The sequence below is a fragment of the Rhodococcus rhodnii NBRC 100604 genome, from assembly GCF_001894925.1.
GTDB lineage: Bacteria > Actinomycetota > Actinomycetes > Mycobacteriales > Mycobacteriaceae > Rhodococcus_F > Rhodococcus_F rhodnii.
This window is the reverse complement of the sequence record NZ_BCXD01000005.1, coordinates 148,765-161,998: the sequence shown is the minus strand read 5'-3', so window position 1 is coordinate 161,998 and position 13,234 is coordinate 148,765. Positions and strand designations below refer to the sequence as shown.

Genomic DNA, 13,234 nt, shown 5'->3' with positions numbered 1-13,234 from the left:
GAACCGGACAGCACTTGCTTGTACGCTCGAGACATGAGCAACATGCCGTTCGGCTTCTCGAATTCCGACGACGACCCCGACCGGGACAAGAACAAGAACTCCGGTCAGGGTGATCCGTTCGGCGGCGCGTTCGACCCGTCGGCGCTCGGTCAGATGCTCAGCCAGTTCGGGCAGATGCTCAGCGGCATGGGCGGAGCGATGGCGTCGGGCGACGCCTCGGGCGGCCCCGTCAACTACGACGTCGCCAAGAAGCTCGCCCGCCAGGCGATCGGAAACTCCTCGCCCGTCACGCGCGGGTCGGCGGAGGCCGCCGCGGACGCGACACGGCTCGCCGAACTGTGGCTCGACCCCGTCACGACGCTCCCTGCCGGTGCGACGCGCACGGTCGCGTGGTCGCCGAACGATTGGCTCGACGGCACGCTCGACACGTGGAAGCGGCTGTGCGATCCCGTGGCCGAGAAGATGGCCGGCATGTGGGTGCAAGGTCTGCCCGAGGAAGCCCAGCAGATGATGGGCCCGATGATGGGAATGATGACCCAGATGGGCGGGCTCGCGTTCGGCTCGCAGCTCGGTCAGGCCCTCGGCCAGCTCGCCAAGGAGGTCCTGACCTCCACCGACATCGGCGTTCCGCTCGGACCCGAGGGCACGGCGGCGCTGCTGCCCGCAGCGATCTCGTCGTTCTCCGAGGGCCTCGAGCAGCCCGAACGCGAAGTGCTCGTGTTCCTCGCGGCGCGCGAGGCCGCCCACCAGCGGCTCTTCTCCCACGTCCCCTGGCTGCGGCAGCGGGTGCTCGCGAGCGTCGAGCAGTACGCCCGCGGCATCACGATCGACTTCTCTGCCATCGAGGACCTCGCCAAGAATCTCGACCCGAGCGCACTGACCGATCCCTCGCAGCTCGAGGGACTCATGCAGCAGGGCGCGTTCGAGCCGCAGACGACGCCCGAGCAGAAGCAGGCGCTCGAACGTCTCGAGACGTTGCTCGCGCTGGTCGAGGGCTGGGTCGAGGTCGTCGTCACGGACGCGCTGTCCGAGCGGCTTCCCGGCGTCGCGGCACTCACCGAGACGATGCGCCGCCGCCGCGCGAGCGGCGGTCCCGCCGAGCAGACGTTCGCGACGCTCGTCGGCCTCGAGCTCCGGCCGCGCAAGCTGCGCGAGGCGGCGACGCTGTGGCGCCGGCTCACGGAGGGCGCGGGCACCGATGCGCGCGACGGCGTCTGGGCACACCCGGACCTGCTTCCCGACACGTCGGACCTCGACTCCCCCGCGTCGTTCATCGATCGTGTCGTCGGCGGTGGCACGGTGAGCGACTTCGACGACCCGATCGCGCAGCTCGAGCAGACCGAGGCGCGGGAGCGGGCGGAACGGGAAGCCCGCGGTGGCGACGCCGGTTCCGCCGACGACACCGAACCCGGCAGCGATTCCGATTCGGACGACGACGGGCCGGATCCGAAGGCCTGACCTGCACTCTCCTGGTTGTCCACAGGCACGGCGGGCTGTGGACAACCCGGCGTGACCGGAGTGTCGGGCCCGACGTCTCCGGCACACTGCGGCGATGGAGATCGTCGCACCCGCTCGGCGCCGCGTCGGCGCGCCGTCGCTCGACCCCCGTCTCGACGTCCTCGTCCGGCCCGACGGCCGGATCCAGCTCGGCTGGAGTCCCGAGCGCGCGATCCTCGTCGCGCCGCCACACGGCGCCACACCGACAGGCTTCGCGGACTTCTTGCGCACGATCGACGGCGCGCGCACCAGGCCGCAACTGGTGTGGGACGCCGCACGACTCGGCTTCGATCCGCGCGCCACCGCGCGACTGCTCGACGTCCTCACCCGCGCCGGCGCACTTCTCGCTCCCGCCCCGCCGCGCGAGTGCCCCACCGTCCGCGTCCACGGTCGTGGTCCGCTGTCGGACGCGATCGCCGCGGCACTCACCGCCACGGGGACGATCGTCAGCCGTTCGACGCGCTATCCGATCGACCGTGACGCACGCCGGTGGCGGGAGCGGTGCGTCGTGCTCACCGACGCGTCCGTCGTCGATCCCCGGCTCGTCCACGATCTCGTCGCCGCCGGCATTCCGCACCTGCACGTGCGGCTACGCGACGGCGGCGGCCTCGTCGGGCCGTTCGTACTGCCGGGACGCACGGCGTGCCTGCGCTGCGTCGAACTCGTCCGCGCGGAACTCGACACCGGCTGGCCACACCTCGCCGCACAGCTGGTCGACCGATCCGGACGCGCGACTCCACCGGTGGTCACGACCACGGTCGCCGTCGCACTCGCGCAACTCGATCTCGCATTCCGCGGCGCCGCGGATCGCCCGCCCGCATCCTTCGACGCGACCCTCGAGATCGACGACGGCGGACAGCGGATCGACACGCGCCACTGGGCCCGTCGCGACGACTGTTCCTGCGCATGGGCGCGCGCGCTGCCCGGTCGGAGCCACGCCCTGTCCGATCAGAGCATCGGGACGTTTTCTCCGCCATGATGGTGTGGTGTCAGAGATTCCCCGCAGAAGCTCGTCCCGAACCGCGAAACTCGCAAGTCTGCCGCTCGGGATGGCGGGCCGCGCGGCCGTGGGCCTCGGCCGCAGGCTCACCGGCGGCGACCGCGCCGAAATCGAGGCCCGCAACAGCGCCAGGGCCGCCGAACAGCTCTTCGCCGTACTCGGTGAACTCAAGGGCGGCGCGATGAAGCTCGGGCAGGCACTGAGCGTCATGGAGGCCGCGGTTCCCGAGGATCTCGCCGAGCCGTATCGCGAAGCGCTCGCCAAACTCCAGTCGGCAGCCCCGCCCATGCCGACGCGGGACGTCCACCGGATGCTGACACGCCAACTCGGCTCCGACTGGCGATCGCGGTTCCGCGAGTTCGACGACGATCCCGCGGCCTCGGCGAGCATCGGTCAGGTGCATCGCGCGGTGTGGCACGACGGCCGCGACGTCGCCGTCAAGGTCCAGTACCCGGGCGCCGACGAAGCACTGCGGGCCGATCTCAAAACCCTCTCGCGCTTCACGGGACTGATCTCCACGGTGATGCCGGGCGTCGACACACGCCCCGTCATCGAGGAGTTCAACGCGCGCACCGAGGACGAACTCGACTACCGGATCGAGGCGGACAATCAGCGGGCATTCGCCCGCGTCTACGCCGACGACGAGCGGTTCGTGATCCCCCGCGTCGTCGCGAGCGCGCCGAAGGTCGTGGTCACCGAGTGGATGACCGCGACGCCGCTCGCGGCGATCATCGCCGACGGCACCCGTGAGCAGCGCAACATCGCGGGCAGCAGACTCGCCGAGTTCCATCTCGCATCGCCCGCACTCGTCGGCATGCTGCACTGCGACCCGCACCCGGGCAACTTCATGCTGTGCGACGACGGCAGGCTCGGCGTCATCGACTTCGGTGCGGCGGCGCCCTTCCCGGACGGGCTGCCCCCCCCCCGTGATGGGCGAGATGGTGCGGCTCGCAGTCGACGAGAATTTCGACCGCCTCACGGCACTGCTCCACGAGAACGGATTCGTGCTGCCCGGCCACACGGTGTCCGACGACGAGATCGCCGACTATCTACGACCTTTCACCGATCCGATCCACGCGGACTCGTTCCACTTCACGCGCGAGTGGCTGCAGAGCGCCGCGGGCGTCGCCGCCGAGTGGGGCAGCCCGCAGTTTCGGACGGGCCGGTCCCTCAACCTGCCGCCCGAGTACCTCATGATCTTCCGCGTGCTCATGGGCTCGGTCGGGATCTGCGCGCAACTCGACGCGTACGCGCCGTACATGCGCATCCTCACCGAGTGGCTCCCGGGCTTCGACGACACCGACAGCGCCGCCGAGTAGCGTTCGCGCCCCCTCACGCCGCCGCGACCCCGCACCCCGCACCCCGCACCCCGACGGACGATGCCGTCGGCGGTGCGGGGTCGCGTGTGTGCGGTCCCGGCCATCATGCACATGCCGGGACGGGGTGCTTGCGCGGACGGCCACGGCCGCGCTTGCGGGCGACGATCCTGCCCTGATCGAGGATCTCACCGCCCCAGACGCCCCACGGCTCGGCGCGATCGAGCGCCTTCTCGAGGCAGCGTCGCCGGATCGGGCACGACCCGCACAACTGCTTGGCGTGCTCGAGATCTGCGGGTGCCTCCGCGAACCACAGATCGGCGTCGCCGCTCCGGCACGGCAGTTCTCGTGCCACGCGCACCGCGTGTACGGCGCGGTGGTGGTGAGTAGCCCCTCGACACGTCGTCGTCGACATGCGTCCTCCTCGGTTCTCGTGATGCTGGTTCGTGAATCCAGTTCTCGTGAAACCGGATTCGGTCGTGATGGCGAACCGACGCCGTCGCCGGGAAACGACGAAGGCCACGGTCCGCGCTGGTGCGGGTCCGTGGCCTCGTGAGAAACCGAGATACCGAGCTATCGAGGTGGGTGGTGTGACACCGTTCCTCGACACCTGGGCACGAACCCTGCGGGGAGCGCATTCCACGCTGCTGCGATCGGCAGCGCCGACGCGGGAGCCCCTGCGCGACGGTCGCGATCGACGAGGACCGCGGGGGCGCGAAGGGTGCCGCGTGCGTGGAGCGGCGCTGCGACTGCGAACAGCTGTGTCGTGGTCGACTGCGTGGTGAACATCGCTTCGTGCCTCCTCTCGCTCGATCGTGTCGGGTGTTCGTGCTCGATCGTCTTCGATCGTCTTCGATCGTGTTGCGGCCCGGCGGTCGTTGTGCCGGGCTGGTTCGTGTCCTGCGGACCGTCCTCGTGTGCCCGAGGCCGAAGATCGGGCCGCGAGCGACGTCGTGCCGAATGTCCGCCGGCAACTCCGACTACAGTACGGACCGCCCCCGGCGGGCACAACCATTTTTCTACCTGCGGTTTCGTCGCCGCACGACGGATTCTTCCGATCGTCGCCGAAGGGTCAGTCGGCTCTGCGGCGAGTGATGTCGAGGACCGCCTCGCCGTACGTGGCGAGTTTCTTGGGGCCGATCCCGGGAATCGCGACGAGCGCGGCGTCGTCGCGCGGGCACTGCTCGGCGATCGCGAGCAGCGTGTTGTCGCTGAAGACGACGTACGCCGGCACCTTCAGCTCACGCGAGGTCTCGCGCCGCCATTCCTTGAGGTCCACGAGCAGTGCGTCGTCGACGTTCGACGGGCACGACTCGCACCGGCCGAGCATCGTCGCCGTCGACCCGATGAGGGCCTTCCCGCACACCCGGCAGCGTGGCCGCGACCGGCTCGCCTTCTTCGGTGCGGCGACGAGCGACGCCGGCGAGTCTTCGGGGACGAGCCCGGCGAGGAACCGGGAGCGGCGCCGGCCGCGACGGCCACCGGGATTGCGCGCGAGCGCCCACGAGAGCTGCAGGTGCTCGCGCGCACGCGTGACGCCGACGTAGAGCAGGCGCCGCTCCTCCTCGATCCCGGCCTCGTCGGGACCGGAGGACGCGTCGCCGAGCACGTGTGCGATCGGCAGGGTGCCGTCGACGGCGCCGACGAGGAACACCGCGTCCCATTCGAGACCCTTCGCGGCGTGCAACGACGCGAGCGTGACGCCCTGCACGACGGGAGGGTGCCGCGCCTCCGCGCGTGCCGAGAGCTCACGCAGCAGCTCCGCGACACCGAGCGTCGTGTCGCGGTCGGCCAGCTCGACGGTGAGTTCGACGAGGGCCCGCAGCGACGCCCAGCGTTCGCGGGCCTGGGCACCCGCCGGTTCGGTGTCCGAGAGACCGAGCGGCGCGAGCACCGCTCGCACGAGGGTGACCAGTTCGGTGCCCACGGCGTCGGGCAGATCGTCGCGGCGTGCCGCCTGCTGCAGCGCCGAGATCGCCTGGCGTACCTCGGTGCGCTGGAAGAAGCCCTCACCGCCGCGGACCTGATACGGAATCTCGCGCTGCGTCAGCGCCTCTTCGAACGCCTCCGACTGCGCGTTGATGCGGTAGAGCACCGCGATCTCGGCGGCGGGCACTCCCCCGGCGATCAGCCGTTCGATCGCGCGGGCGACGGCCGCGGCCTCGGTGGGCTCGTCGTCGTACTCCGCGAACGACGGCTCGGGCCCGCTCGCACGCTGGCCGACGAGCTGCAGCCGCGTACCGGCGATCCGGCCGCGTGCGGCGCCGATGACACGGTTCGCGAGCGAGACCACCTCGGGCGTCGAGCGGTAGTCGCGCTCGAGCCGCACGACGGTGGCGTCCGGATAAGTGCGCGAGAAGTCGAGCAGGAACTTCGGCGTCGCTCCCGTGAACGAGTAGATCGTCTGGTTCGCGTCGCCGACGACGGTGAGGTCGTCGCGCTCGCCGAGCCAGGCATCCAGCACGCGCTGCTGCAGCGGCGTGACGTCCTGGTACTCGTCGACGACGAAGCAGCGGTAGCGGTCGCGGAACTCCTCCGCGACGGCCGGCGAGTTCTCGAGTGCCGCGGCGGTGTGGAGCAGCAGATCGTCGAAGTCGAGGAGCATGCCGTCCTCGCCGCGGGTCTTGAGCTGCTCGTACGCGGCGTAGACCTGCGCGACCTTCTCGGGATCGTCGGGTGAGTCGCGATGGAACCGCGCCGCGGCACTCGGGTAGTCCTCGGGCCCGACGAGCGACGCCTTGGCCCATTCGATCTCGCTCGCGAGATCGCGGACGGTGTCGCGGTCGGTCGCGAGACCCACCCGGTTCGCGGCGTTGCCGACGGCCTGGAACTTGCGGTCGAGCAGCTGCCACGGCGTGTCCCCCACCACCTGGGGCCAGAAGTAGCGCAACTGCCGCAGCGCGGCGGCGTGGAAGGTGCGGGCCTGGACCGCGGCACCGGTTTCCCCGATGCCGAGCGACCGCAGGCGTCCGCGCATCTCCCCCGCGGCACGCGCCGTGAAGGTGACCGCGAGAACCTGCCCGGGTGCGACGTGCCCCGCCGCGACGAGGTGAGCGATCCGCCGCGTGATGGTGCGCGTCTTGCCCGTGCCGGCACCGGCCAGCACGCACACCGGTCCCCGTGGCGCGAGGACGGCGGCGGACTGCTGCGGATCGAGGCCCTCGAGGGTTCGGGAACGAGAGCCGGACTCGGCGGGAACGTCGACGGACATGGCCTCCATCATGGCAGCCACCGCCGACGGTGCCCGAACGCCCGGCGAGCGGCGTGTGGGAACAGCCCGCGCGGTCGTGATGTTATGAACACCGTGACGAGCACCGACAGCAACAGCGACACGATGGTCATGTACTCCACGACGTGGTGTGGGTACTGCCGCAGACTCAAGAAGCAGCTCGAGGAGAACGGCATCTCGTACGTCGAGATCGACATCGAGCAGGACCCCGAATCGGCCGACTTCGTCGGCAAGGTCAACGGCGGCAATCACGTCGTCCCCACCGTCCGCTATCCGGACGGATCGACCGCGACGAATCCGACTCTCGCGCAGGTCAAGCAGGCGCTCGGCGCCTGATCAGTCCGCTACCGACTCGCTCGCCCAGGATTCGAGCATCACCCGGGCGATCGAGATCGATCCCGGCAGCAACAGAGGTGCGTCCGCGCTGCTCGCCCAGTCACCGGAGCCGAGCGCGCGGCGCACCTCGTCCCGCGTGAACCACGCGGCCTCCGCGATCTCGCCGTCCTGGAAGCGCAGCGGCTGCGACGGATCGCCGACCGCCGCGAACGCGATCATCACCGACCGCGGGAACGGCCACGGCTGGCTCCCGAGATAACGGATGTCGTGCACCGTCACGCCGACCTCCTCGGCGATCTCCCGCGCGACACACGCTTCCAGCGATTCCCCCGCCTCGACGAACCCCGCGAGCACCGAGAAGCGGCGCTGCGGCCACGTCGGCTGCCGCGCGAGCAGGACGCGATCGGCGCCGTCGTGGACGAGACAGATGACGGCGGGATCGGTGCGCGGGAACTCCTCGTGTCCGCTCGTGGCGGAGATCCGCGACCACCCCGACAGGCTGGGCTCGGTCTCCGAACCGTCGAGTGCGCTGTACCGCGCGCGATCGTGCCAGCCGAGGACGGCGACGGCGCCCGTCACCAGGCCCGCGTCGTCGTCGGACAGGGCCGCACCCACGGACATCAGATCGGCGAGGTCACCGGACAGCGCCGGCCGGCGCGCCGCCCACACGTGCCTGCCGTCACGGGTCCCCATGAAGACGGCGCCGGGTTCGGGCTCGGCGGACGACGGCTCGGCGAAGTCGAGCGCGCCCTCCGCCGTCGCGCGGAACCTGCCGGTGCGGTCGACGTACAGCAGCAGCGCGCCCGCCCATCCGGCGCGCAGCGCGTCGTGATCGGAGCGGAGTTCCTCGGCCCTGCCGACCCCCGATCGTGACAGCGACGGAATGCGCTCCAGCCCGAAGTGCACGCCACCCACCCCGTCAGTGCCCGACGACGCGGACGTACAACAGGCGATCGTCGCTCTCGAGGGCGTCCACCTCGGGCGAACCGACCCGCACGAGCCTGCCGTCCCGGACCACACCGAGCACGATGTCGGAGAGGTGACGCGGCGAGCCGCCCACCTCCTCGCGTTCGACGACACGCTCCGCGATGGCGAAGCCCGCCTCCGGCGTCAGCAGGTCCTCCATCATCTCCACGACGTTCGGCGTCGTCGTCGCGAGTCCGAGCAGCCGCCCCGCCGTCTCGGACGAGACGACGACAGAATCCGCGCCCGACTGCCGGACCAGATGTGTGTTCTCCGATTCCCGGATCGCGGCGACGATCTTCGCGTTCGGTGCGATCTCCCGCGCGGTGAGCGTCACGAGCACCGACGTGTCGTCGCGGTTCGTCGCCACGACGACGGCCGCCGCGTGCTGGACGCCCGCGAGCCGCAGCACGTCGGACTTCGTCGCCGAGCCGAACACGGTGACGAGGCCCTGCGCGGCCGCGACGTCGAGCACCGTCTGATCGGTGTCGACCACGACGATCTCGTTCGGCGGGACGTCGTCGCCGAGCATCGCGTCGACCGCCGTCCGTCCCTTCGTGCCGTAGCCGATCACGACGGTGTGGTTACGCACGCGACGCCTCCAACGTTGAATCTTCAGTGCCTGGCGCGACGATTCGGTGAGCGCCGCGAGGGTCGTGCCGACCAGCACGATGAGGAAGAGGATACGAAGCGGGGTGATGACGACGACGTTGACCACACGTGCGGTCGGCGTGATCGGCGTGATGTCGCCGTAGCCCGTCGTCGAGAGCGAGACCGTCGCGTAGTAGATGCAGTCGAGCAGCGACAGGTCGTTGCCCTGCGCGTCCCGGTATCCGTCGCGGCCGATGTAGACGATGACGACCGCGAGCGCGAGCAGGCTGATCGCGAGCACGACGCGTTTCCAGATCGCCGCGGCCGGATTCACCGGATCCTGCGGGATCTTCAGCACACCCACGAGCGCGAAGTCCGGCCGATCGGTCAAGCTCTCCGATCGGCGGAACCGATCGCGGAACCTCGTCGCCATCGCTTGTGTCCGCCCTGCCCGTCCGTGTGGTCCCGCTACCGCTGCTGCCTCCGGGAGCCTAACCCCGCCGGGCGTCCCTGCGTGACCGCGCCGCGCGGGCGGGCCGTCCGTACGGCATTGTGGGAGGCATGACTCCGAAAGCATCCGACCGGGCGGCACGCGCCGCGGCGCTGCGCCTGTCCGCGCTCCTGATCGGTGCGGGCGTCACGCATTTCGCCGCGCCACGCCCCTTCGACTCCATCGTCCCGCGCTCGCTTCCCGGCGAAGCGCGGACGTACACGTACGTGTCCGGGGCGGCCGAGATCGCCGTCGGCACCGCCCTGGCCGTGCCGCGGACCCGCCGGCTCGGCGGAACGCTCGCCGCGGCGCTGTTCGTCGCCGTGTTCCCCGCGAACGCCCAGATGACCGTCGACTGGCTGCGCAGTTCCCGGCGCTCACCTATCGAGAAGGTGCTCGTCGTCGCCCGGCTGCCCGTTCAGATTCCGCTCGTCACGCAGGCTCTCGCGGCCCGGCGGGGTCCTCGGGACTGAGCAGGCCCGCGAGTTCGGCGACGCCGGGCAGTGTCTCCGGCGCGATCGTGCGCCCGGACCTCACGTAGTGGAACGCGGCCCGCACACGCTGCGGGTCGACGTGGGCGAGTTCCGCCCACGCCAGCCGGTACACCGCGAGCTGCACCGCGACGGCGGCTTCCCGTTCCGCCGACGGTTCGGCGCCGGTCTTCCAGTCGACGACGGTCCAGCCCCCGTCGCGGTCGGCGAACACTGCGTCGATCCTGCCGCGCAGCGCGATGCCCGCGATCGAGGTCTCGAACGGCACCTCGACCTCGTGCGGCTCACGCTCGGCCCACTCGCTGCGGAGGAACGCGCTCTGCAGCACGGCCAGATCCGCGTCGGGGGCGGCGTCGTCGTCGGCCGCGCCCGGCAGCTCGTCGAAGTCGAGGAGCCGCTCGCCGCCGAAACGCCGTTCGAGCCAGGCGTGGAACGCGGTGCCGCGGCGCGCGAGCGGGCTGGGCTTCATCGGCAGCGGTCGCTGCAGCCGGGCGGCGAACGCGCCGGGATCGGCACCGAGTTCGACGAGCGCGCTCACCGAGAGCTGCGACGGCAACGCGACGGTGCGCTCACCTCGCGTGCGCAGTGCCGCGCGTTCGGCGAGCAGTGCCTCGACGTCGGCCGCCCACACGTCGTCGGGATCGTCCTCCTGTCCGGGTTCCGCGCCCTCGTCGACCGGTTCGGGGGCGGGCGGAGCGTCGAGTGCGGCGCGTACCAGCGCCGCTCCCTCCTCGACGCGTTCACGGCGAACACCGAGCGGATCCGGCGGCCACGTCGCCGTCACGGGCGATGCGGTGAGGGGGTTGCTCGCATCGAGTTCGGGCGCCGGCTCCCAGACCTCGACGACGGCATCGCCGTCGCCGCGCTCGGCCCTGTGGTCGACCAGTTCGCGGAGCTCGGTCAGGAACGGTGACGGCCCCTTCGGCGCATCGCCCGTCTCCGCCCAGTGGTGCCCGGACACGAGCAGCGTCCCCTCGGTCCGCGTGAGGGCGACGTAGAACAGCCGACGCTCCTCGTCGAGCCGCCGGTCAGCGAGTTCGCCTCGGTGCGCGGTGATCTCGCTCTCGAGTTCCTTGCGGTCCTCGAGGCCGGTGAGATCGAGGATCGGGATGCCGTCGGGGGCGTCGGGCCTGCGGCGATCGCCACGCAGCTGCGGCGGGAGCTCCGCCGGCGAGCCGAGCCAGGTCGCCGACGCGGCGCCCGACGGAAAGACCTTCGCGGTGACGTGCGGCACCGCGACGACCTGCCACTCGAGCCCCTTGGCCGAGTGCACAGTGAGGACCTGGACGCGATCCGGATCGACCTGCACCTCGCCGGGCTCGAGCCCGTCCTCGACGGTCTCGGCGGCGGAGAGGAACGACAGCAGTCCGCTCGTCGTCGCCGCACCCCTGGCCGCGTACCCGGCGACGACGTCCGCGAACGCGTCGAGGTTCTCGCGACCGGAACCCGCCGTGGCGCGTGCGCCGGCCTCGATCCCGACACCGAGCACGCGCTCGACCTCGGCGACGAGTTCGGTGAGCGGCTGGCCGAGATGATCGCGCAGCGAGGCGAGTTCGCGCCCGAGGTCGACGATCCGCTCGTATCCCGCGGGCGAATACGCGCGTTCCGGCCCGGGGTCGGAGATCGCGTCCACGAGGCCGGCGCGCTCGGCGATGTCGCCGGGCATCGCGGCCCCCACGGCGTCGGCGAGTGCATCGGCGTCCGTGACGGCACCACCGACGCCGCGCGCCGCGCGCACACCGAGATCGGAGGCACGCCGCCACAACGCCCGGATGTCGGCGGCCCCGAGCCGCCACCGCGCGCCCGTGAGCAGGCGGAGCGCGGCACCGCCTGCGAGCGGGTCGGCGATCACCCGCAGCATCGCGACGACGTCGGCGACCTCGGGGGTGTGGAGCAGCCCGCCGAGCCCGACGACCTCGACCGGAAGTCCTCGAGCCCGAAGGGCTTCCGCGATCGGTGCGGAGTCGGCGTTGCGGCGCACGAGTACCGCGGCCGTCGGGGGCGCCTCGCCGCGCTCGTGTGCCGCCCGGTACTCGCGCGCGATCGCGGCGGCGACCCACTCCCGTTCGGCAGTGACGTCGGTGTGCAGGGCGAGGCGCACGTCGCCCGCGCCCGCACCTGGACGCGACCTCAACTCGCCCACCGCGACGGCGCCGGACCGCAGCGGCTCGGCGACGGCGTTCGCGAGCGCGAGCGCCTCGCGGGGATTGCGCCAGCTCGTCGAGAGTTCGAGCACACCGGCGGGTGTGCCGTCGGTGCGGGGGAAGTCGGTCGTGAATCGGGGCAGGTTCGCGGCGGACGCACCACGCCAGCCGTAGATCGACTGCATCGGATCGCCCACGGCCGTGACCGCCGTGGCACCCGTACCGGCGCCTCGCCCGAACAGCGCCGAGAGCAGGACGCGCTGCGAGTGCCCCGTGTCCTGGTACTCGTCGAGCAGCACGACCCGGACGCGTTCGCGCTCGGCGGCACCGACCTCCGGATGCTCGGCGGCGAGCCGTGCCGCGAGCGACATCTGGGCTCCGAAGTCGAGGGCGTTGTCGCGTCGCAGGGCGTCACCGAGTGCGGCGACGAGCGGGAGCAGCGCGACGCGGCGGCGCTGCGCCGACACGTACCCACGCAACGTCTGCGACGGATCGGCGCGTTGCTTCGGCCCGGGCGGCAGCGACTCGGCGAGTGTCGCGAACTCGTCCGCGGCGGAACGCAGATCGTCGGGATCGACGAGATGCTCGGCGATCTGGGACGACAGCGCGAGCACGGCTTCCGTCACGGCGGGCGGCCCGGACTCGGTGTCGAGTTCGCCGTCCCACGTGCTCACGACGCGATGCGCGAGCTGCCACAGCTCCGTCTCCGAGAGCAGCGCCGCGCTCGGCTCCATCGGCAGCAGCAGCCCGTGTTCGGAGAGCAACCGGCCTGCGTACGAGTGATACGTGCCGATCTCGGGTTCGGTACCGAGGATCCGCTCGCGGATCTCTCCCGACGGGTCGAGTTCGCGCAGCACCGGCGAGCCCGCGAGCCGCGCGAGCCGCTGCCGGATCCGGGACGTCAACTGCTGGGCGGCCTTGCGTGTGAAGGTCAGTCCCAGCACCTCGCCCGGCGCGACGATCCCGTTCGCGACGAGCCACACGACACGCGCCGCCATCGTCTCGGTCTTGCCCGCTCCCGCGCCCGCGACGACGAGCACGGGTTCGAGCGGCGAGGCGATGACGGCGGCCTGCTCGGGCGTCGGCGGGTTCTGGCCCAGCCCGGCGGCGAGCTCGATCGGGTCCACCGTCTCGACCGGGTTCGCCATCTCCATCGGGTTCGCCGGGGTGCGCATGC

At 71.5% G+C, this 13,234-nt stretch carries 9 protein-coding genes and 1 pseudogene; 5 read left to right on the top strand and 5 right to left on the bottom strand.

What is annotated here, in order from left to right; genetic code table 11:
• Window positions 1–33: 33 nt before the first annotated feature.
• The 3 genes and pseudogenes from RR1_RS05260 to RR1_RS05250 all read left to right on the top strand — a co-directional run bounded on the left by RR1_RS05260 (window position 34) and on the right by RR1_RS05250 (window position 3,816).
• Window positions 34–1,458 carry a zinc-dependent metalloprotease gene (locus RR1_RS05260; protein ID WP_010837299.1) on the top strand — a complete coding sequence of 475 codons (1,425 nt, stop codon included), beginning with the start codon at window positions 34–36 and terminating at the stop codon, window positions 1,456–1,458.
• 94 nt (window positions 1,459–1,552) lie between these two features.
• Window positions 1,553–2,476: a hypothetical protein gene (locus tag RR1_RS05255; protein ID WP_010837300.1), complete on the top strand. Its 924-nt coding sequence runs from the start codon at window positions 1,553–1,555 to the stop codon at window positions 2,474–2,476.
• A gap of 7 nt (window positions 2,477–2,483) precedes the next feature.
• Window positions 2,484–3,816: pseudogene (locus tag RR1_RS05250) on the top strand (ABC1 kinase family protein).
• 103 nt (window positions 3,817–3,919) lie between these two features.
• Here RR1_RS05250 and RR1_RS05245 read toward each other — a convergent pair.
• Both RR1_RS05245 and RR1_RS05240 read right to left on the bottom strand, forming a co-directional pair.
• Complete coding sequence (locus RR1_RS05245; protein ID WP_051111083.1) at window positions 3,920–4,228, bottom strand: WhiB family transcriptional regulator; 309 nt, start codon at window positions 4,226–4,228, stop codon at window positions 3,920–3,922.
• Window positions 4,229–4,885: 657 nt separating this feature from the next.
• The gene (locus RR1_RS05240) at window positions 4,886–7,036 is read right to left on the bottom strand and encodes an ATP-dependent DNA helicase UvrD2 (protein WP_010837303.1); all 2,151 of its coding nucleotides are present in this window, start codon (window positions 7,034–7,036) and stop codon (window positions 4,886–4,888) included.
• A 72-nt stretch (window positions 7,037–7,108) separates the two neighbouring features.
• Here RR1_RS05240 and RR1_RS05235 point away from each other — a divergent pair, with 72 nt between their 5' ends.
• On the top strand, window positions 7,109–7,378 hold the full coding sequence (locus RR1_RS05235) for a mycoredoxin (RefSeq protein WP_010837304.1): 270 nt from the start codon (window positions 7,109–7,111) through the stop codon (window positions 7,376–7,378).
• Here the strand turns inward: RR1_RS05235 and nudC are convergent, their stop codons facing one another.
• Both nudC and RR1_RS05225 read right to left on the bottom strand, forming a co-directional pair.
• Entirely contained in the window at window positions 7,379–8,293 is a 915-nt protein-coding gene (nudC, locus tag RR1_RS05230) for an NAD(+) diphosphatase (RefSeq protein ID WP_010837305.1), read from the bottom strand.
• A 4-nt stretch (window positions 8,294–8,297) separates the two neighbouring features.
• Window positions 8,298–9,365 carry a potassium channel family protein gene (locus tag RR1_RS05225; protein WP_010837306.1) on the bottom strand — a complete coding sequence of 356 codons (1,068 nt, stop codon included), beginning with the start codon at window positions 9,363–9,365 and terminating at the stop codon, window positions 8,298–8,300.
• 128 nt (window positions 9,366–9,493) lie between these two features.
• Here RR1_RS05225 and RR1_RS05220 point away from each other — a divergent pair, with 128 nt between their 5' ends.
• The gene (locus RR1_RS05220; RefSeq protein ID WP_010837307.1) at window positions 9,494–9,895 is read left to right on the top strand and encodes a DoxX family protein; all 402 of its coding nucleotides are present in this window, start codon (window positions 9,494–9,496) and stop codon (window positions 9,893–9,895) included.
• Here the strand turns inward: RR1_RS05220 and RR1_RS05215 are convergent.
• A complete protein-coding gene (locus tag RR1_RS05215; protein WP_010837308.1) occupies window positions 9,855–13,232 on the bottom strand; it encodes an ATP-dependent helicase in 3,378 nt (1,125 codons plus the stop codon). The genes RR1_RS05220 and RR1_RS05215 overlap by 41 nt on opposite strands.
• Window positions 13,233–13,234: the final 2 nt, after the last annotated feature.

Coding starts and splice junctions, on each gene's coding strand:
- RR1_RS05245 (WP_051111083.1), bottom strand. CDS start 4,228: ATGTCGACGACGACGTGTCGAGGGGCTACTCACCACCACCGCGCCGTA.
- RR1_RS05225 (WP_010837306.1), bottom strand. CDS start 9,365: ATGGCGACGAGGTTCCGCGATCGGTTCCGCCGATCGGAGAGCTTGACC.
- RR1_RS05220 (WP_010837307.1), top strand. CDS start 9,494: ATGACTCCGAAAGCATCCGACCGGGCGGCACGCGCCGCGGCGCTGCGC.
- RR1_RS05240 (WP_010837303.1), bottom strand. CDS start 7,036: ATGATGGAGGCCATGTCCGTCGACGTTCCCGCCGAGTCCGGCTCTCGT.
- RR1_RS05260 (WP_010837299.1), top strand. CDS start 34: ATGAGCAACATGCCGTTCGGCTTCTCGAATTCCGACGACGACCCCGAC.
- RR1_RS05235 (WP_010837304.1), top strand. CDS start 7,109: ATGAACACCGTGACGAGCACCGACAGCAACAGCGACACGATGGTCATG.
- RR1_RS05215 (WP_010837308.1), bottom strand. CDS start 13,232: ATGCGCACCCCGGCGAACCCGATGGAGATGGCGAACCCGGTCGAGACG.
- RR1_RS05255 (WP_010837300.1), top strand. CDS start 1,553: ATGGAGATCGTCGCACCCGCTCGGCGCCGCGTCGGCGCGCCGTCGCTC.